This window comes from Acidithiobacillus sp. AMEEHan, from assembly GCF_030996345.1.
GTDB lineage: Bacteria > Pseudomonadota > Gammaproteobacteria > Acidithiobacillales > Acidithiobacillaceae > Igneacidithiobacillus.
The window spans coordinates 1,203,894-1,222,102 of sequence record NZ_CP118747.1; the positions used below are offsets into that span (position 1 = coordinate 1,203,894).

The following is an 18,209-nucleotide window of genomic DNA, read 5'->3' on the forward strand; positions in this document are numbered from 1 at the left end:
AGAACGATGTCTTCCTTGCTGACACTTGCCGTTTCCGTGGCTTGGGCTCTCGTCGGTCTGGGCGTCCTGTTACTGCTCTACTGGCTTTTGGGGCGGGTGCAGCATTGGTTGCAGCGGCGTTTGGAACGGTGGTTGTTGCATCGGCGCGGTGCCCTGGCCCAGTATCTGGCGCAGCTCCAGTACTTGATCAATGGCTTTCTGCGTTTGCTATTCCTGGCCTTGGATCTGGTCCTCGCTGCATTCTACCTGACCTTTGTATTGCGCCAGTTCGACTTCAGCCATGCGCTGGGGGTGCATTTTACCCACTGGCTCAAGCTTTGGTCGGGGCACATCGCCTACCAGGTGCTGATTGCCATCCCCAATCTTTTGGTCGCCATGCTGATTTTTGTGACTGCGCGTGGGCTCGTCCATGCCAACTCCACCTTGCTCCAGCGGGTAGAGAGGCGGCAGCTACGCTTGCCCTGGATTTCTTCCGATTTAGCGGCACCGACGCGGCAAATCAGTGCGTTGCTCATCTGGCTTTTTGCCCTTGCCCTCGCCTACCCCTATCTGCCTGGCTCCAGCAGCGCCACCTTTCAAGGCGTTTCGGTCTTGGCGGGCCTGATGATTTCTCTTGGTGGGCAGAGTGTGGTGGGTCAGGCCCTGGCAGGGTTCTCCTTGCTCTATTCCCACGCCGTGCGCCCGGGAGAATATGTGGTCATCGGGTCGACCCGAGGCACTGTGATAAAGATTGGCATGTTTGCCACGCGCATTCGCACGGGCACCGGCGAGGAGGTGAGCATTCCCAATTCCGTGGTGTTTAGTCAGCCCATCCGGAATTTCTCCCGTGAGGGAGCGGGTGCCCAGCACGTGCTGCAAGTTTCCGTTTCCATTGGGTATGGGACTCCCTGGCGGCAGGTCCATGCCCTGTTACTCACGGCAGCACAGCGTTGCCCCGGCTTCTTGAACGAGCCCGCGCCCTACGTTCTGCAACAGGCCCTGAGTGATTTTTACGTGGAGTACACCTTGGTTGCAGGGTTCGATATTACGGTACTGGGTAGTCATGCCCTCACCCTCTCGGCCTTGCATGGTGAGGTGCTCGACATCTTCAACGAAAATGGGGTTCAGATCATGTCTCCTCACTATGTGGATGATGCCGCCAGCCCCCAGCAAGTGGCGCCCAATGATCCCTGGGGTCCGGCGCAGCCGCAAGCCCCGTTGTCCGCCGCGCTCAGCCTTTCCCCTAGCGCCAGGAGCGATGCTCGCGGCATCTCGTAGTGTTTTCTTTGCGCCAGTGGCCTTGCCGCCTTTGCCGGTGTTTATTGTTTTTGACCATTTTGACGCGGTGAAAGATACGCCCCTTGTGGTATATTCGGCTGTCTTCACCGGAAGGTCGGGAGGGGTGCGTGCAGGATTTGCTGGAACTGTTTCGTCTGGGGGGCTTTGTCTTGCCCCTTCTCTTGCTGGCGGCGATCATCGCCTTGGCTATCATCGGTAACCGCTTCTGGGTGCTTCGTCGGGCCCGTATCGTGCCCGCGGGCTTGGTCGAACGCATTGCCGAGTTGGTCGACGTTGGTAAGGTACCCCAGGCCGTCAAGCAGCTCTATGAGAGCGATACGCCGTTGGCACGTATTCTGTTGGTGGCTCTGCAGCATGCGGGAAAACCGCGGGAACTTATTAAGGAAGCGGTGGAGGATGCCGGGCGCCATGAAATGGCGCATCTGGACCGCTACCTGAATTTTCTCGGCAGTATCGCTGGGGTGGCACCGCTGCTCGGGCTGCTCGGTACGGTCTTTGGCATCATGCATGCCTTTGCTGCGATTGGCGCGGTGGGTATGGGCGATCCCAAGGCTCTGGCCGGTGGCATTGCCGAAGCCTTGATCACCACTGCGGCGGGCCTGATCGTCGCCATCCCCAGCCTCCTCTTTTATCGCTATTTCCGCGGACGGGTGGAGGTTCTGGTGTTGGCTACCGAGAAGGACGTCCTGAAACTGGTAAACTTGCTGGCAGGCGGAAAATCATGAATTTTCACTCGCGGGGTGGAAGGAATGAGGAGCCGGAGATCAACGTGATCTCCATGGTCGACATCGTCCTGGTGCTGTTGCTCTTTTTTATGGTCACGACGAGCTTCGTCCAGCGCAGTCACATCTCGATGCAGTTGCCCAAGGCGCAGCAAGCCGCCAAGGGCGAACCGAAAACCCCCATCACCATTGATCTGAGTGCGACGGGGCAAGTGGCCATCGACGGCCATGGCCTGCCCATGAGTGATCTGCTGGCCCGCCTCAAGGCTCTGGCTGCCGAGGATCCGGAGCGCGTCATCGTCTTGCGTGCCGACAAGAACGCCACCCAGCAGTATGTGATCGACGTTCTCGACGCGGCCCAGGCAGCGGGTTTGACGCGCATCAGTTTCGCCACCCTGAGTCAGGCGGGACGCTGACCCGTGCGCCTGAAAGGGCGCTGGCAGTCCCGCGTCGCCGCGCTGGCTGCCCTGGTGCTGAAGGGAGTTACGCAAAGTCTGCGCTGGCAGGAAGAGGGCGCCGACCGCGTGCGCGTCTTGCACGAATCTGGACAGCCCATCATTTTGGCTTTCTGGCATGGGCGTCTCGCCCTGATTCCGGCGGCCTACCAGCGGATAGGCGGGCAACGGGTGAAGATTCTGATCAGCGAACATCGCGATGGCGAACTGATCGCCCAGGTGATGGCGCACTGGGGCTATGAGGCAGTACGCGGTTCCAGCCGGCGCGGCGCCTTGAAGGGGGCAAAGGGCCTGCTGCGCGCGGCGCGGGAGGGCTACGATCTGGCGATCACCCCGGATGGCCCACGCGGGCCCCGTGAGCAATTGCAGGCGGGGGTGCTGGAACTGGCGCGTTGGACCGGGCTACCGATTGTTCCGATCACCTTTTCCGCGCGCTGGGGACGTCGCTTTGCGAGTTGGGACCACTTTCTCTTTCCCCTGCCCGGCAGTCGCGCCGTGGTGCTTTGGGGGGAGCCGATCTACATTGCTGCCGACACCTCCCCGGCCGAGATGCTCGCTCTGCAGAGGAGCCTGGAGGACGAGATGCGGGCCCAGCGGCAGCGGGCGGACCGCATGATGGGGCGAGTCGAAGAAGGGTGGCAGGGATGAGTTATTACGGAGCCAATTATTGGCGTGCCCGCTGGGCGAGCTGGCAGGACGCTCGCGCGGGACGCCTGGCCGAGGCCAACGCCCGCCTGGGGGGGCTGAAGCTACCCGGGGATCGTGGCCCGGTGTTCTGGTTGCAGGGCGGCAGCGAGCACGACGATCTGCGGCTGGGCGTCGAGCTCGCGCGGGCGATCAGTGACAAACGCCGTGATCTGCGCATGATTCTGACCTTTGAACGGGAGGATGCGGCGCTGTTCCCGGAGACCACGAGGGGTATCGAGCGTCTGGGCTACGGTTTTGGCCCCTGCGCCCATCCCCGTGCCCTGGCCACCACCCTGGAGCGGCTGCATCCCTTGCGCTATCTGGGCCTGGGTCGAGTGCCCAGTCCTGCCCTGGCAAGATTGCTCGATGAGAAACAGATACCCGCCTTGGCGATCGCCGCCCCAGCCACAGGGACGGTCAGCGCCACTCCTTGGGAGGCCGTGTACCCGCGTAGTCAGGAGCAATACCAGCAGTGGCAGTCGCTCGCCCGCAATGTCGGTCTGCAGGAGCCGGTAGACTTCCTTACGCTGGTGACGGTAGCCCAGGTCGAACCCAATTTTCGCAATCTGATTCTTGGCAGCCAGGGCGACGCCCTGTTTTGGGTGACGGGCCTGCAGGAAGGGGACTGGGCTGCCTGGACGGCCGCTTGGCAGAACTCGCCGCTGCACCGACGTGGGCTGCTTTTTCTCGAAGGCACTGGCGCACCTGTGAGTCTGCCTGTCTTGTCCAAGTGGCGACGAGAGCCGGTGGAAGTGGGCAGTATCCTGCGGGTGGACGAAGCGCGCTGGCATCCCGCCCTGGCTGCTGCCTGTGACGCCGTGCATCTCCTCGCTGTCGGAACTATGCAGTTATGGCAGATTTTTGCCGGTGGGCGTCCGCTCAGTCAGGGCTTGGCCCTGCATTGGGCTCTCCCCAGCACCCTGGCCGCCGAGCCGACCCAATTGGCCCAGCCTGCCGCGGTGCTGCAGCACTGGGCCGCGGTGTTGGCCGAGCCCATTGCGGCGCGGGAAGAGGCCGATGCCTACCGGCGCTATTTCTGGCAGGAGCGGCGGGCGGCAGCGGAGCGCTTGCCGGAGTTCCTGCAACGGGTCTTCGATTGGTGAGCCCGGCTTGCTGACCTGGCGTCAGGAGCTGGAGCGGCAGTGGTACGCCGGTGGTGTCGTTGCCGATCTCCTGCGCCCCTTGGGTGCCATCTATTGTGCCTTGGCAGCGCGGCGACGAGCACGGGCGAGGCGTCTACCCGGAGCCTTGCCGAGCATCGTCGTCGGCAATCTCAACGTTGGGGGTAGTGCGAAAACCCCTGTAACGATGGCCTTGCTCCGTTACTTGCAAAGCCACTCCTGGCATCCAGCCGCTATTAGCCGTGGCTATGGCGCGCACCCAGCGCAGGAGCCTTATGTCGTGCTCGCGGACGATTCTCCCGCGTGTGCAGGTGATGAGCCACTGCTGCTGCGGACTGTGGCGCCGGTTTATCTGAGTCGCGCGCGCCATGCTGGGATTGCGGCCGCCGCCGCCGCGGGACATGACATCGTTGTCCTCGATGATGGCTTCCAACATTTGGTGCTGCAGCCCAGTCTCTCCCTGGTCCTGCTGCAGGGGGAAAGACCCCTGGGTAATGGTCGTTGCCTGCCGGGCGGTCCCCTGCGCGAAGGGAAAACGGCCCTACGCGATGCCGACGCTCTCCTCTGCGACGATGCCGCTGCTGGCAGTGCAGAGCTCGTGGGTGTCGAACTGCCCAGTTTTCGCTTCGAGCAGCAGGTTACGCGCCTGTCGCGATTGCCCGATTCCACGCAGGAAGTACCACTGCAGGCGTTGTGCAATCGCCATGTCCATGCCGTGACGGGCATTGCCCGGCCAGAGCGTTTCCAGCATACCTTGGAGTCCTTGGGGGCGCGAGTAACCCTGCATGCCTTCCCCGACCATCATGTCTTTTGCCAGCAGGATCTGGCAGGTATACCCGCTCCCCTCGTCATCACCCGTAAGGATGCCGTAAAATGTGCGCAATTGGCTGGTCTACCGGAAACTTGGGTGCTGGAGATCGGCATCCACTGGGAGCCATCTTTCGGCCACTGGCTCGATCAGCGGCTGGCTACCTTGAGGAGTCCACAGTGAAAATCGATCGCCGTTTACTCGACCTACTCGCCTGTCCGGCCTGTAAAGGATCCCTCCAGCCTTGCGCAGAGCAGCGCGCCCTTTGCTGTCAGCACTGCAAATTGCGCTTTCCTGTCCGCGATGGCATACCGGTCCTCCTGCTGGAAGATGCGGAACCGTTGGATGGCGAAAGCCAGTGAGCTTTACCGTTCTCATCCCGGCGCGTATGGCGTCTTCCCGCCTTCCGGGAAAAATGCTACTGCCCATTGCCGAACTGCCAATGATCGAGAGGGTGCGTCGTCGTGCGCTGGCCAGTGGCGCGGAGCGCGTGGTCGTCGCGGCAGACGACGAGCAGATTCTGGCTGCAGTGCGCTCATATGGCGGTGAGGCGGTACAGACCGACGCGCGTCACCGTTGCGGTAGTGAGCGTCTGGCCGAGGCGGCCGAGATTCTTGGGCTGCCGGCCGAGGAGATCATCGTCAATCTGCAAGGCGATGAGCCGCAGATGCCGGCGAGCCTGATGCATGCCGTGGCTTCAGCTCTGGAGGGAGATGCTGGCCTTGCGGTGGCAACGGCGGCAGTGCCCTTGACCCACTGGGAAGATCTGGTCGATCCCCATGCCGTCAAGGTGGTGCTGAACGCCGCAAAGGATGCCTTGTATTTTTCCCGGGCACCCATTCCCTGGGATCGTGATCGCTACCCGTTGACAGAAGGTGCCGAACTGCCAGCTGGTCAGCACTGGCGACATCTTGGCCTCTATGCCTATCGAGCAGGGTTTCTACAGGAATATGCCCGCTGGCCGCGCGCGGCCCTGGAAGAGCTGGAGTCGCTGGAACAACTCCGAATACTCGAACGCGGTTACCGAATTCGGGTATGCTGTAGCGACGTCGTTCCGCCGATTGGGGTCGATACCCCTGCGGACCTGGCCCGGGTGCGGGCCGCATTTTCCACCCAGGAGGATTGTTCTGCATGAAATTGAAAGAGATCCCTGCCGGTAAGGCAGTCCCCGATGATATCAACGTCGTGATTGAGATTCCGCAAGGCTCCAGCATCAAGTACGAGGTCGACAAGGCGTCGGAAGCCGTTTTTGTCGATCGTTTTCTCTTTACCGCCATGCACTATCCGCTGAACTATGGCTTCATCCCCAATACCCTGTCGGATGATGGTGACCCCACTGATGTGTTGGTCGTTGCGCCGCAGCCGGTGGCGCCCGGCACGGTCCTGCGTGCCCGTCCGGTAGGCGTGTTGACGATGGAAGATGAGAAGGGTCTGGACATGAAGGTGATTGCCGTGCCCCATGCCAAGATTGCACCGGGTTACGAGGCGATCCAGGACGTCAAGGATCTACCGCAGTCCCTGCTCGATCAGGTGCGGCACTTCTTTGAGCATTACAAGGATCTCGAACCTGGCAAATGGGTAAAACTCAAGGATTGGTCCGGTGCTGAAGCCGCCCGTGACATCATCAAAAAGGACGTTGCCCGCTTCCCGGGCTAAGGCTTGCGCAGAGACCGCCGGTACCTTCCTGGTCCCGGCCTCTGGTGTCGTGCCTGCTGCCTTGCCCTGGGGCCGACTGGAAGCTGATGGGCCGTTGTGGCAGCGCGTTCCCAGCCGCGACGAATATGGCAACCTGCTTGCCGACTTCCGCATGCTTTTTCCGGGCTTGCGGCGCCACAGTCGCGACCGGCAACTGCGTACCCTGCGCTTAGTGGGCGGCGTCTTGCAGCGCTACCAGAATTGGGTGGTCTTTGCCGACATCAATCTCCGCATGAATTTGCTGTGGGTGAGTATCCGCGCACGTCCGGGGCTGACCGTAGAAATACCTGCCGCCATTCTCGAGGAAGTACCGGAGGCCCGCCTGCTGGCGCCCTACTGGCGCCGCCAGCGTTAGACGGGAGCGGTCTCCGGCAGACGCAGGACGACCTTGTCTCCTTCCAGCGTTGCACGGATCTGCGTGCCCTTGGGGAGATCGCCAAAGAGGATGTGTTCCGCTAGCGGCTTTTTCAGTTCCTCCTGAATCAGACGCGCCATTGGCCGCGCACCCATGAGTGGATCGTAGCCTTTCTTCGCCAGCCAGTCGCGCAGCTCGCTGCTGACCTCCAGGCTATATCCCTTCTGCAGAAGCTGTTCATCCAGCTCCATGAGCAGCTTGTCGACCACATGCAGAATGTCCTCGCGCGCCAGGGGTGAGAAGGGCACGATCGCGTCGAGGCGGTTGCGGAATTCGGGCGCGAAGATCCGCCGAATGCTCTCCATCTCCTTGCCGGTTTCGTTTGGCTTCTGGACGAAGCCGATCGCTGCCTTTCCCTGTTCCTCGGCACCAGCATTGGTGGTCATGACCAAGATCACCTGGCGGAAATCGACTTGCCGCCCGCTGGCGTCGGTGAGTTTGCCATGATCCATCACCTGCAGGAGCACGTTGAAAATATCCGGGTGTGCCTTTTCGATTTCATCGAGGAGAAGAACGGCATGCGGCTGTTTCAGGATCGCATCGCTGAGCAGGCCAGACTGGTCGTAGCCCACATAGCCGGGCGGCGAGCCAATGAGGCGGGAGACGCTATGCCGCTCCATGTACTCGCTCATGTCAAAGCGCAGCAAGGGAATACCCAAAAGCTGTGCCAGCTGCCGGGTCAGCTCGGTTTTGCCGACGCCCGTCGGACCGGAAAAGAGGAAGGCGCCGATCGGTTTCTCGGCGTGCCGCAGCCCCGCACGGGAGAGTTTGATGGCGGCGCTCAGCTCGCGGATGGCGCGATCCTGACCAAAGATCACCAGCCCCAGATCGCGCTCGAGGTTCTTCAGTGCCGTGCGGTCGTCGAGAGAGACCGACTTGCCCGGGATACGCGCCATTTTCGCCACCATCTCTTCGATGTCATGAACGCCGATGCTCTTTTTACGTCGCGATGGCGGCAGCAGAGCCTGCGCGGCGCCGACCTCATCGATGACGTCGATGGCCTTGTCGGGCAGATGCCGGTCGTGGATATGCTTGATCGACAATTCCACGGCAGCCCGCAAGGCGGCGTCGGTATAGCGTAGGTGGTGGTGATTCTCGAAGTGCCGTTTGAGGCCCCGAAGGACCTCGACCGCCTCATCCGGGCTCGGCTCCGGTACGTCGATCTTCTGGAAACGTCGGCTGAGGGCGCGGTCTTTCTCAAAATGCTGACGGAATTCCTGGTAGGTGGTGGCACCGATACACTTGAGTTCACCTGCTGCCAAGGCGGGTTTGAGCAGGTTGGAGGCATCCATAGCCCCCCGGAAACGGCGCCGGCACCCACGATGGTGTGGATTTCGTCAATGAACAGGATGGCCTTGGGTTGTCGTTGCAGGGCCTTGAGCACCGCCTTGAGGCGCTCCTCGAAGTCACCGCGGTAGCGGGACCCGGCGATCAGGGCGCCCATATCGAGGGCATAGATGGTGGCATTTTCGAGAATTTCCGGCACGTTGCCGTACACGATGGCACGCGCCAAGCCCTCGACGATGGCGGTTTTGCCGACCCCCGGTTCCCCCACGAAGAGCGGGTTGTTCTTGCGTCTGCGGGCAAGAATCTGCAGTGCGCGCTCCAGTTCGTGGGCGCGGCCAATGAGCGGATCGATGCGCCCGGCCCGGGCCAGAGCGTTGAGATTGCGTGTATATGCGGACAGCGGATCCTTGCCCGACTTACCCTGCTCTTTGTCGGTTTCTGGCTCTTCACTTTCTTCCTGGCTGTCGTCGCGGGGATGGCCGTGGGCAAGGTAGGTGACCACGTCCATCCGCGACACATGCTCTTTCTGCAGGAAGTACACGGCATGGGATTCCCGCTCGGCGAAGAGAGCGACCAGCACATTGGCGCCGGTGACGGCATCCTTGCCTGCCGACTGCACATGATATAGGGCGCGCTGAATGACTCGCTGGAAACCGATGGAGGGCTGACTGTTGACGGTGCCGGCCTGCCCCAGGGAAGGAATTTTCTTGCTCAGGAATCCCCGCAGTTCGCGCCCGAGACGCTTGCGATCGGCGCCACAGGCATCCAGTACCTCTTGACTCGCCGGGTTGTCGAGTAAGGCCAGCAGCAGATGCTCGACCGAGGCATACTCATGCCCAAATTCGCGTGCCGTCTGAAATGCCTGATTGATGGACTGTTCCAAGGGCTTGTCGATCATCGCTCACTCCTTTTCCATGGTACAGCGCAAGGGATGCTGATGCTGACGGGCATCAGCCGTGACCAGGGTGACCTTGGTTTCCGCGAGATCAAAGGGGTAGACCCCACAGATGCCTTTGCCTTGATTGTGCACCTCCATCATGATCTGGAAGGCGTCTTCGTGGCTCTTGTGAAAGTATTCTTCGAGGATGCGTACCACGTAGTCCATGGGGGTGAAGTCATCGTTGAGCAGACAGACCCGATACAGGCGCGGCTCGCGGGTTTGCGTTTGCCGCTCCAGGACGGGTTGCTGAGGATTTCTTCGCGTTGCCACACCAGTACTCCCGAAAACTCTGTCTCTTCATTGTGGCGCCTGATCCGGCTCCAGGCAAGGTAAAGGGCCGAAGAGAAACCCCTTCGACCCTTGGACCGCCGCAGTAACGACGACTTACTTGGTGATGTTGATGGTAGCCTTGCTACGCAGATCCGCTACGAACTTGGCGGCCTCCTGCTGCTGCAGCTGGGCCTTGATACGGTCTTGCATGGAGCTCAAGGAAGGCGGGGTGACCGGTCGGGTAGCCTGCACTTCGATGATGTGATAACCAAACTGGGTCTGTACCGGACCCACGGGCTTGTCGATGGGCGCCGTTTCCACGGCCTGCGCGAAGGGTGGTACCACCATGCCGGGAACGATCCAGCCGAGCTCTCCACCGTGTGCGGCACTGCCCTTGTCGATAGAGTACTTTTCGGCAAGCTTGGAGAACTTCTGGCCTGCTTTCAGATCCGCCATGATCTTGTCCGCTTCAGCCTTGGTCTTCACCAGAATGTGGCGTACTTCGTATTCCTTCTTGCCCATGGCCGCAACAAACTTGTTGTAGGCATTCTGGACGTCGGTTTGGGAAACCGGGTGGGCCTTGACATAGGATTCGATCGCGGCGTCCGCCAGAATCTGCCGCTTGGCTAGGCTGAGGCGCTCCTGCACGTCAGCGGACTGCGCCAGGCCGTGCTGATCCGCGTACTGCGACAGCACTTCCATGTTGATCAGATTTTGAATGACCTGCTCGCGAGCGTTGGGCTCTTTCGCGAGATCCGGACTCATGCTCATGATTTCCTGCACCTGGCTGTTGTCGATGGCATGACCATTGACGGTGGCCGCAGGAGCAGCGAAGACGGGCAAAGAGAAAGCACCGACCATGCCGGCGAGAACAACTGCGCGAAGTTTCATGCGTTTTCCTTCAGTTTGATTGAGACGAAGCATTATCCATGGGGACAGATCAAAGGTAAACCGACGGCCTTTGCAAAGCCGCTTCCACCTCCACTCCCCGTTCCCGGCCAAAGAGCTGGACGACGAGGTCGAGAGCGAAATCCATGGCGGTGCCCGGACCGCGGGAACTGGTGAGAGCACCATCGACAACGACGGCCGCGGTCTGGAACTGATATTCTGTGCTCTGCGGGTCGAGGGCGCCGGGATAGCTGGTCACCCTTTTGTCACGCAGAACGTCCAGCTCGGCAAGCAAAGAGGGAGCGGCGCAAATGGCCGCGACCTTCTCTGCACCTGCGCTGCGTTCGATGATTTTGCTACGCAGGCTGGTGGACTGCCGCAGGCGCTCCACCCCACCCGCGCCACCGGGGAGCAGCAGTAGATCCATCGGCGCGTCGGCGCATTCGCTCCAACTGCAATCCGGCAGAAGGCGCACGCCGCGGGAGGCGGTGACCGCAGCTGTGCCATCCACTCCAGCCAGCCAGACCTCTGCCCCGGCGCGGCGCAGAATGTCGGCGCAGATCACGACCTCCATCTCCTCGCAGCCGTCGGCTATCGGAATGACCACTTTTGGTGCTGGCGCCATCTTCTCCCCCTGCATTCCCATTCAGGCGTCTTTGACCTTGGCGTCGGCGGTTTTATCCCGGCTAGGATAGATCGGTAACGGGATGACTTTTTTTACCGACTTGCCATCCTGCACAACGTCGACGGCATTGCCCTGCAGAATCTCCAGGGCCTTGCGCAACACAAAATCTGTCGCCAGATCTGGACCTTCGGACGGCGTCTGCTGTTGCTGGCTGGTGGCGGTCGGTGTTGGCTCCGCAATCTGGAACTGCGGCTGAACCTTCTGACACTGATTCGGGGCCTTGAGCATTCCCTCTAATTCCGATTCCTTGAGCAAGGCGGCATCGATCTGCCGTTCTTCCGGGTTGCTGGGGACGATGGCGACATTGGGCACGATTCCTTGCCCCTGAATAGAGCAGCCTGCCGGCGTGTAATAGAGCGCCGTGGTCAGTTTGAGCGCCCCACCGTTATCCAGAGGGATGACGGACTGCACGGAACCCTTGCCAAAGCTGCGACTGCCGAGCACCAAGGCGCGACCATCATCTTTGAGGGCGCCGGTCACGATCTCGGCGGCAGAAGCCGTACCCCCGTTGATCAGTACGATCATGGGGGCACCATGCAACAGATCGGGACCATGGGCGCGAAAGCGCATATCACTCTCCCCAGTGCGGCCTTTGGTGTAGACGATCAGCCCATGATTCAGGAAAGTGTCGGCAGTTTCCACTCCCGCCTGCAGTACCCCGCCCGGATTATTGCGCAAATTGAGAATGAGCCCTTTCAGTTTGCCTTTGGCATCCCTTTCGAGCTGTTTGACGGCCGACTGCACGGCATTGCCGGTATTGTCCTGAAACTGGCTGATACGCAGATAGCCATAGTCGGGCGCGATCATCTGATAGCGCACACTCTGTACTTTGATGATGGCTCTCGTCAGGGTGACTTGCAGGGGAACGCTGTTGTGCGGCCGCAGCAGGGTGAGACTGACCTGGCTACCCGGCTTGCCACGCATCTCGTCCACCGCCTTCTGCAGACCCAGACCCTCCACCGCTTTGCCATTGATCTTGATGATGAGATCGCCGGCATGAATCCCGGCCTGGGCGGCGGGGGTGCCGTCGATGGGCGTGACCACCCGCAGGAGCCCATGATCTGGGGTGATCTCAATGCCCACGCCGCCAAAACGACCATCGGTAAAGACCTGCATCTGTTTCCATTCCTTCGGAGTCAGGTAGGCAGAATGCGGATCCAGGGCATGCACCATGCCGGCGATGGCCCCTTGCATCAATTGCTGATCGGAGCTCGGATCGACGTAATCCGATTTGATCAGCGCAAACACTTGACTGAAGGTCTGGATTTCCTTGAGGGGAATGGTCTGGCTATCTTCCGCCTGGGCGGGAGCTGAACCCAGGGCCAGGACCGCGACGGTCAGGACGGGTAAACAGATTTGCAGGATACGCGTCGTCATCATGGTTCCAGAACCTTGCGCTACTAGCGAATGAAATCCAATGGGTTGACAGGGTGACCTTGGCTGCGGATCTCGAGGTAGAGGCCATCATCGGCCATTTCGCCGCCGCTGCCGACTGCGCCTACCAAGCTACCGGTTTGCAGCTTCTGACCGACCTGTACCGCCGACTTGGCCAAGTGCCCGTAGATGGCCAGAACGAGGTTGGCTTGCTGGACAATGACGATCTCGCCATAACCACGCAACGGACCGGCGTATAGGACCATGCCCGGGGCGATGGCGTGCACGGGCGTCCCGGTTGGCGCGGCGAAGGTGATTCCCTGCCAGTTTGGTCCACCCTGCACCCGGGGGTGCCAAAGAGATGACGCACCGGCGCGCTGACTGGAGGGGGAAAGCTGCCGCGACCAACGGTGCTGGTGGAGGGCGGGATAATGCTGGGCGTGACCGGCGGAACCGTGGCAATTTGTGGAGGCCGCACCGGAGTCGGCGGGGGCGGCTGGTGTAGCTCTCTTTGCAGCTGTTCGGCACGTTTTTGCTCGGCAGCCGCCTTGGCTGCGATCTCGGCACGCTGCTGCGCCGCGGCGCGCGCGGCCGCGCGTCTCTCGGCCGCCGCCCGGGCAGCAGCTTGTTCGGCCGCCCGCCGCTCTGCCGCCAGACGTTCGGCTGCCCGTTTGCGCGCTGCGGCTTCGGCCGCCGCCTTCTCCGCCGCGAGCTGCTGTGCGTATTGGGCGGAGAGCCGCTGCACCAGCCCGTTCAGAATATTGGCATTTGCCTGCAGGTTGGCAATTTTGGCCTGATCGGCGGCTATGCGCCGCACCAGTTGTTCTTCCAGTGCGGCGTGCTGATTGCGCTGGACCTCCAGCGTCGCCTCCTGGTGCTGCGTTTGCGCTGCCAGTTGCGCGAGGTGCGACTCTTGTACCTTCTTTTGATCCTGCGTCTTGACGATCTCTTTGCCCGTAGCCTGGGTCTTGGCGATCAATTCCAGGCGCGCCTTGGCCAAGGCTTGGTAGTAGACGCTGAGACGCCCGATTTCGGCTGGCTTTTCCGTTTGCAGCCAGACCGCAAGTGGGGTTTCCCCACCCAACATGTAGGCGGCGCGTAACTGATCCGCAAGGATTTTTTTCTGCGTTTGCAGTTCTTGTTGCAGCTTATCGATCTGGCCTTGCAGCCTATCGATTTCTTGTTGCGTCTGTTGTCGCTGCCCTTCGATTTTTCTCAACTGAACGTGGGTAGAATGGATGCGCTGGTCGAGTTGTGCGATCTCGGCGCGGAGTTCTGCCTGGGTTTTCTGTTTATCCGCCAACTGCGCCTGCAGCGCCGACACGTTCTGGTGGATGGACTCCAGGCGGGCCTTGTTCTCGTGGATTTTCTGCGGCAAATTGCTCGCCTGGGCGGGGCCGATGCCTACCCAGAGAAGGGCACTGCCCAGCAGGACGGCAGGAGGGGTTAGATCTTTCACGTATGCTCGATGAGACTTTTCCCGCTCATTTCCGGGGCCTTGGGTAGACCGAGCAGCTGCAGTAGCGTGGGAGCGAGATCCTCCAGCGCGCCGCTTTCCTGCAGGCGAGCGGGGCGACCAATATAGAGCAAGGGCACAGGATTGCAGGTATGCGCGGTGTGTGCCTGCCCGGTGTCGGGGTCGAGCATCTGCTCGACGTTGCCGTGGTCCGCCGTGATCAGCACCTCACCGCCGCGCGCCCGCACCGCCGGTACGATGCGGCCCAGAGCCTGATCCACGGCCTCCACGGCGGCCTTGGCGGCCTCCAGCTTGCCGCTGTGCCCGACCATATCGGGGTTGGCAATATTACAGATGATGACGTCATGACGACCGGTCTGCACCTCGGCAACGAGACGATCCGCTAGGTCCCGTACGCTCATTTCCGGTTGTAGATCATAGGTGGCGACGCTGGGAGAGGGGATGAGAATGCGATCTTCTCCTTCAAAAACCTGCTCTTCGCCACCGTTGAAAAAGAACGTCACGTGGGCGTATTTCTCGGTCTCGGCGATACGCAGTTGCCGCATCCCAAAGCGGGAAATCCATTCTCCAAAGGTATTGCGCAGGCGGCTTGGTGGAAAGGCCACCTGTACGGGAAGCTGCTCGCTGTACTCTGTCAGGGTGACGAAGGCCGAGAGTTTCGGCACGACGGCACGCGGGAAGCCGGAGAAGTCCGGTTCAACAAAGGCGCGGGTGATTTGGCGGGCGCGATCGGAACGAAAATTGAGAAAGAGAAGGCTGTCTCCGTCCTCCACCCGCACTGCGGGTCCAATCCGCGCCGCAGGCACGAACTCGTCGCTTTCCACCTGAGTATAGGCCGCCTCCAGGGCGGTTTCGGCACTCGGATATTCTGTGCCAATACCCTGGGTAATGAGATCGTAGGCCTTTTGAATACGATCCCAGCGGTGATCGCGATCCATGGCGTAGTAGCGACCAATCAGAGTGGCAAGGTGGCCGCCCTCACGCGCCAGGGCGTCTTCTACTTTCCGTAGGGATGCCGCTGCGGAGCGCGGAGCGGTATCACGCCCGTCCAGGAAGGCATGCAGATAAACCCGCTCGGCGCCGCGTTCCCGTGCCAGGCGCAAGCCAGCGATCAGGTGATCTTCGTGGGAGTGGACCCCGCCGGGAGATAGCAGCCCAAGGATGTGTACCGCCTTTCCCTGCTGTTGCGCCGCATCTACGGCCTGCACCAGCGCGGCATTCCGGTAAAAGCTACCGTCGGCGATGGAACGATTGATCCGCTCGTATTCCTGATAGACGACCCGACCGGCACCGATGTTGATGTGCCCTACCTCGCTGTTTCCCATCTGCCCGCGGGGCAGGCCCACCGAAGCCTCGGATGCCTGCAACAGGGCGTGCGGGTGGGTCCTCCACCAGCTATCCCAGTGCGGCGTGTGCGCCAGCGCAATGGCGTTGTCTTCCGCAGCCTCGCGATAGCCCCAACCATCGAGAATGAGCAATACCACGGGGCGAACGGACAATGTATTCACCTGACTCCTTCACAAACTGTTCCGACACCCGCGGATTCTAGCCAAGACTGGCGCCGTCCGCTACCAGGGGCGTCAGATGCCAGATATCAGCGTTGTATTCGCGGATGGTGCGATCGCTGGAGAATATCCCGCTCGCCGCCGTATTGCGGATGCTGAAACGCAGCCATTCGTCCTGATCTCGCCACAGTTCCGCTACCTCCTGCTGTTTCTGCTTGTAACTGGTGAAGTCGGCCAGCACCATCCACGGATCATGCGGCGAAAGGACGGCGTCCAGCAGACAATCAAAAAGGCCAAAATCATAGGGATTGAAATAGCCGCTGCGGATGAGCTGCAGGACACGCTCCAGATCCTGGTCGGCATCGACGAAATACTGCGGCTGATACTGGCTGCGCAGGTGAGCGACTTCCTCGGCATTCAGGCCAAAGAGAAAAAAGTGGTCACCGCCCACGGCGTCACGGATCTCGATGTTGGCACCATCCAGGGTACCGATCGTCAATGCCCCGTTCATCATGAATTTCATGTTCCCGGTACCTGATGCCTCCTTGCCAGCAGTGGAAATCTGCTCGGAAAGGTCGGTGGCGGTACAGATCTTTTCCATCAGTGACACCCGATAGTCGGGCAGAAATACCACGCGCAGCAGACCATCGGTGTCAGGATCGGCATTGATGGTGCGCGCAATTTCGTTGATGAAGCGAATGATGCGTTTGGCCATGAAATATCCCGGCGCCGCCTTGCCGGCAAAGAGCACGTTGCGCGGCGTGAAAGCATCTAGATCGCCGCGCTTGATGCGGTCGTAGAGGTGCACCACATGCAGGGCGTTGAGCAACTGGCGCTTATATTCGTGGATGCGTTTGACCTGGGTATCGAGCAAGGCGCCGGGGATCATGGCCACCCCGGTCTGCTCGCCGATGATGTCGAAGAGCGCTGCTTTGTTGGCGGCGCGGATCTTGGCCCAGCTCTTGCGAAACCGACCGTCATCGGCAAAGGGCGCCAGCGCTTGCAGCCCGGCCAGGTCCCGCTGCCAGTCACTGCCGATCTTGGCGCTGATCAGCTTGCACAGCTCGGGATTGGCAGACTGCAGCCAGCGGCGCGGGGTGACGCCATTGGTCTTGTTGTTGAAGCGTTCCGGCCAGAGCTGGTAGAAGTCGTGAAACAGCTCCTGGCAGAGAAGCTCGGTATGCAGAGCAGCAACGCCGTTGATCGAAAAGCTCCCGACCACCGCCAGATGGGCCATGCGCACCATTGGGTCCGGGCCCTCTTCGATCAAGGAGATACGGCTGAGCAGACTGCTGTCGCCGGGGTGGGTGCGGGCCACCTCGCGTAGGAAGCGCGCGTTGATCTCGTAAATGATCTCCAACACCCGCGGTAGGAGCTGGCGGAAGAGTCGCACCGGCCAGCGCTCCAACGCTTCGGGGAGCAGGGTATGATTGGTATAGGCCATGGTGTTACTGGTGATCTTCCAGGCACGGTCCCAAGCCAGGCCGTGCTCGTCGATCAACAGGCGCATGAGTTCGGCCACCGAGATGCTGGGATGGGTGTCATTGAGTTGAAAGACGTGCTTCTCGGCGAAGCGGGAGAAATCTCTACCGTGGTTCGCCACCCAGTCGGCAAGTACGTCCTGCAAGCTGGCAGAGGCGAGGAAATACTGCTGGCGCAGACGAAGTTCCTTGCCGTTTTCGCTGCTGTCGTTGGGGTAGAGTACCATGCTGATGTGCTCGGCGGCGTTTTTCGCGGCAACTGCCTCGGGGTAGGCTCCCGCGTTGAACTCGCCGAGATCGAAAACGTCGGTGGCGGCGGCACGCCATAGGCGCAAGGTATTGACGATGCCATTGGCATAGCCGGGAATGGGGATGTCGTAGGGCACGGCCAGAACATCGTGGGTATCTACCCAGCGAAAGCGATTTTTGCCGGCAGCGTCGAGATAGGCTTCGCTGCGCCCGCCATAGGAAACGCGGCGCACCCGCTCTGGACGTCTGATCTCCCAAGGATAGCCATTTTTCAGCCAGTGGTCGGGCTCTTCGACCTGTTCTCCATGAATGATTTCCTGGCGGAACATGCCATAAGCGTAGCGGATGCCATAGCCCGTAACCGGCAGGGCGAGGCTTGCGCAACTGTCGAGAAAGCAGGCAGCCAGGCGGCCGAGGCCACCATTACCGAGGCCAGCATCAGCCTCTTTTTCGGCCAGCTCCGCCAGCTGCCACCCTTGCGAGCTCAGTGCCGTCTCGGCGGCATCCTCGAGTTTCAGGTTGAGCAGGGTGTTGTTCAGGCTGCGTCCGAGGAGAAATTCCAGGGAAAGATAGAACGCCCGTTTCCCTTGCATTGCTGCGCGTTGTTCCTGGGTTTGGTTCCAGCGCTCCACCAGTCGGTCCCGCAGGGCCATGCCCAGGGCGATATAGACGCTACGCGAAAACTTGTCGGCAGCCGCCTCGCTGGGCGCAATGCCCAGGCTGCGGAAAAGATAGTGTTGGGTGTCCTGACAAAGGGCCTCGGCATCCATGCCCAGAGGAGGGAGAGTACATTCGGCGTTCTTGCTGCGTTTGCGTATCACGACGGACTCCTTCTTCGCTGCCGGACTCAAGCTCAGCATAGATCCTTTTTA

The 18,209-nt window shown here is 61.0% G+C and carries 20 protein-coding genes and 1 pseudogene; 12 read left to right on the top strand and 9 right to left on the bottom strand.

Annotated features, from left to right (window positions below; translation table 11 throughout):
- Positions 1 to 6: 6 nt before the first annotated feature.
- The 10 genes from ORD17_RS06125 to ORD17_RS06170 all read left to right on the top strand — a co-directional run bounded on the left by ORD17_RS06125 (position 7) and on the right by ORD17_RS06170 (position 7,121).
- Positions 7 to 1,257, top strand: coding sequence for a mechanosensitive ion channel family protein (locus ORD17_RS06125; RefSeq protein ID WP_308389973.1), 1,251 nt, complete (start codon positions 7 to 9; stop codon positions 1,255 to 1,257).
- A gap of 128 nt (positions 1,258 to 1,385) precedes the next feature.
- Positions 1,386 to 2,003 (top strand): MotA/TolQ/ExbB proton channel family protein, encoded by a 618-nt coding sequence (locus ORD17_RS06130; protein WP_308389974.1) that lies wholly within the window; start codon positions 1,386 to 1,388, stop codon positions 2,001 to 2,003.
- Entirely contained in the window at positions 2,000 to 2,416 is a 417-nt protein-coding gene (locus ORD17_RS06135; RefSeq protein WP_308389975.1) for a biopolymer transporter ExbD, read from the top strand. Before ORD17_RS06130 ends, ORD17_RS06135 begins: the two co-directional genes overlap by 4 nt.
- A 3-nt stretch (positions 2,417 to 2,419) precedes the next feature.
- Positions 2,420 to 3,103, top strand: coding sequence for a lysophospholipid acyltransferase family protein (locus tag ORD17_RS06140; protein ID WP_308389976.1), 684 nt, complete (start codon positions 2,420 to 2,422; stop codon positions 3,101 to 3,103).
- Positions 3,100 to 4,245 (top strand): hypothetical protein, encoded by a 1,146-nt coding sequence (locus tag ORD17_RS06145; protein ID WP_308389977.1) that lies wholly within the window; start codon positions 3,100 to 3,102, stop codon positions 4,243 to 4,245. The genes ORD17_RS06140 and ORD17_RS06145 overlap by 4 nt, the downstream gene beginning before the upstream one ends.
- A gap of 7 nt (positions 4,246 to 4,252) precedes the next feature.
- Positions 4,253 to 5,254 carry a tetraacyldisaccharide 4'-kinase gene (lpxK, locus tag ORD17_RS06150; protein WP_308389978.1) on the top strand — a complete coding sequence of 334 codons (1,002 nt, stop codon included), beginning with the start codon at positions 4,253 to 4,255 and terminating at the stop codon, positions 5,252 to 5,254.
- Entirely contained in the window at positions 5,251 to 5,433 is a 183-nt protein-coding gene (locus tag ORD17_RS06155) for a Trm112 family protein (protein WP_374693394.1), read from the top strand. The genes lpxK and ORD17_RS06155 overlap by 4 nt, the downstream gene beginning before the upstream one ends.
- Positions 5,430 to 6,206 (top strand): 3-deoxy-manno-octulosonate cytidylyltransferase, encoded by a 777-nt coding sequence (gene kdsB / locus ORD17_RS06160; protein ID WP_308389979.1) that lies wholly within the window; start codon positions 5,430 to 5,432, stop codon positions 6,204 to 6,206. The genes ORD17_RS06155 and kdsB overlap by 4 nt, the downstream gene beginning before the upstream one ends.
- Positions 6,203 to 6,727 carry an inorganic diphosphatase gene (gene ppa, locus ORD17_RS06165; RefSeq protein WP_308389980.1) on the top strand — a complete coding sequence of 175 codons (525 nt, stop codon included), beginning with the start codon at positions 6,203 to 6,205 and terminating at the stop codon, positions 6,725 to 6,727. Before kdsB ends, ppa begins: the two co-directional genes overlap by 4 nt.
- Positions 6,708 to 7,121: a hypothetical protein gene (locus tag ORD17_RS06170; RefSeq protein ID WP_308389981.1), complete on the top strand. Its 414-nt coding sequence runs from the start codon at positions 6,708 to 6,710 to the stop codon at positions 7,119 to 7,121. The genes ppa and ORD17_RS06170 overlap by 20 nt, the downstream gene beginning before the upstream one ends.
- On the opposite strand, the gene ORD17_RS06175 is transcribed toward ORD17_RS06170, so the two are convergent.
- The 7 genes and pseudogenes from ORD17_RS06175 to ORD17_RS06205 form a co-directional block, all read right to left on the bottom strand.
- The gene (locus ORD17_RS06175) at positions 7,118 to 8,473 is read right to left on the bottom strand and encodes an AAA family ATPase (protein ID WP_308389982.1); all 1,356 of its coding nucleotides are present in this window, start codon (positions 8,471 to 8,473) and stop codon (positions 7,118 to 7,120) included. The genes ORD17_RS06170 and ORD17_RS06175 overlap by 4 nt on opposite strands.
- A 77-nt stretch (positions 8,474 to 8,550) precedes the next feature.
- Positions 8,551 to 9,366, bottom strand: a pseudogene (locus ORD17_RS06180) (Clp protease N-terminal domain-containing protein); the annotation flags it as partial.
- 3 nt (positions 9,367 to 9,369) lie between these two features.
- The gene (gene clpS / locus ORD17_RS06185; RefSeq protein ID WP_308389983.1) at positions 9,370 to 9,678 is read right to left on the bottom strand and encodes an ATP-dependent Clp protease adapter ClpS; all 309 of its coding nucleotides are present in this window, start codon (positions 9,676 to 9,678) and stop codon (positions 9,370 to 9,372) included.
- A 114-nt stretch (positions 9,679 to 9,792) separates the two neighbouring features.
- On the bottom strand, positions 9,793 to 10,569 hold the full coding sequence (locus ORD17_RS06190) for a peptidylprolyl isomerase (protein WP_308389984.1): 777 nt from the start codon (positions 10,567 to 10,569) through the stop codon (positions 9,793 to 9,795).
- Positions 10,570 to 10,618: 49 nt separating this feature from the next.
- Positions 10,619 to 11,191, bottom strand: coding sequence for a DJ-1 family glyoxalase III (locus ORD17_RS06195; RefSeq protein ID WP_308389985.1), 573 nt, complete (start codon positions 11,189 to 11,191; stop codon positions 10,619 to 10,621).
- A gap of 21 nt (positions 11,192 to 11,212) precedes the next feature.
- Positions 11,213 to 12,631: a S41 family peptidase gene (locus tag ORD17_RS06200; RefSeq protein ID WP_308389986.1), complete on the bottom strand. Its 1,419-nt coding sequence runs from the start codon at positions 12,629 to 12,631 to the stop codon at positions 11,213 to 11,215.
- Between the two features lie 20 nt (positions 12,632 to 12,651).
- Positions 12,652 to 12,891 carry a peptidoglycan DD-metalloendopeptidase family protein gene (locus ORD17_RS06205; protein ID WP_308390066.1) on the bottom strand — a complete coding sequence of 80 codons (240 nt, stop codon included), beginning with the start codon at positions 12,889 to 12,891 and terminating at the stop codon, positions 12,652 to 12,654.
- Positions 12,892 to 13,136: 245 nt separating this feature from the next.
- Here ORD17_RS06205 and ORD17_RS06210 point away from each other — a divergent pair, with 245 nt between their 5' ends.
- Together ORD17_RS06210 and ORD17_RS06215 are read left to right on the top strand one after the other, a co-directional pair.
- Positions 13,137 to 13,727: a hypothetical protein gene (locus ORD17_RS06210; protein WP_308389987.1), complete on the top strand. Its 591-nt coding sequence runs from the start codon at positions 13,137 to 13,139 to the stop codon at positions 13,725 to 13,727.
- Positions 13,728 to 13,754: 27 nt separating this feature from the next.
- On the top strand, positions 13,755 to 14,075 hold the full coding sequence (locus ORD17_RS06215) for a hypothetical protein (RefSeq protein WP_308389988.1): 321 nt from the start codon (positions 13,755 to 13,757) through the stop codon (positions 14,073 to 14,075).
- A 5-nt stretch (positions 14,076 to 14,080) separates the two neighbouring features.
- On the opposite strand, the gene gpmI is transcribed toward ORD17_RS06215, so the two are convergent.
- Both gpmI and ORD17_RS06225 read right to left on the bottom strand, forming a co-directional pair.
- A complete protein-coding gene (gene gpmI, locus ORD17_RS06220; RefSeq protein ID WP_308389989.1) occupies positions 14,081 to 15,610 on the bottom strand; it encodes a 2,3-bisphosphoglycerate-independent phosphoglycerate mutase in 1,530 nt (509 codons plus the stop codon).
- Between the two features lie 37 nt (positions 15,611 to 15,647).
- Positions 15,648 to 18,158 (bottom strand): glycogen/starch/alpha-glucan phosphorylase, encoded by a 2,511-nt coding sequence (locus tag ORD17_RS06225; protein ID WP_308389990.1) that lies wholly within the window; start codon positions 18,156 to 18,158, stop codon positions 15,648 to 15,650.
- Positions 18,159 to 18,209 lie beyond the last annotated feature (51 nt).

What these genes read in the sequence shown, in the direction of transcription:
- ORD17_RS06125 (WP_308389973.1), top strand. Translation starts at nt 7, where the DNA reads ATGTCTTCCTTGCTGACACTTGCCGTTTCCGTGGCTTGGGCTCTCGTC.
- ORD17_RS06135 (WP_308389975.1), top strand. Translation starts at nt 2,000, where the DNA reads ATGAATTTTCACTCGCGGGGTGGAAGGAATGAGGAGCCGGAGATCAAC.
- ORD17_RS06145 (WP_308389977.1), top strand. Translation starts at nt 3,100, where the DNA reads ATGAGTTATTACGGAGCCAATTATTGGCGTGCCCGCTGGGCGAGCTGG.
- ppa (WP_308389980.1), top strand. Translation starts at nt 6,203, where the DNA reads ATGAAATTGAAAGAGATCCCTGCCGGTAAGGCAGTCCCCGATGATATC.
- ORD17_RS06175 (WP_308389982.1), bottom strand. Translation starts at nt 8,473, where the DNA reads ATGGATGCCTCCAACCTGCTCAAACCCGCCTTGGCAGCAGGTGAACTC.
- ORD17_RS06190 (WP_308389984.1), bottom strand. Translation starts at nt 10,569, where the DNA reads ATGAAACTTCGCGCAGTTGTTCTCGCCGGCATGGTCGGTGCTTTCTCT.
- ORD17_RS06195 (WP_308389985.1), bottom strand. Translation starts at nt 11,191, where the DNA reads ATGGCGCCAGCACCAAAAGTGGTCATTCCGATAGCCGACGGCTGCGAG.
- ORD17_RS06200 (WP_308389986.1), bottom strand. Translation starts at nt 12,631, where the DNA reads ATGATGACGACGCGTATCCTGCAAATCTGTTTACCCGTCCTGACCGTC.
- ORD17_RS06205 (WP_308390066.1), bottom strand. Translation starts at nt 12,891, where the DNA reads ATGGTCCTATACGCCGGTCCGTTGCGTGGTTATGGCGAGATCGTCATT.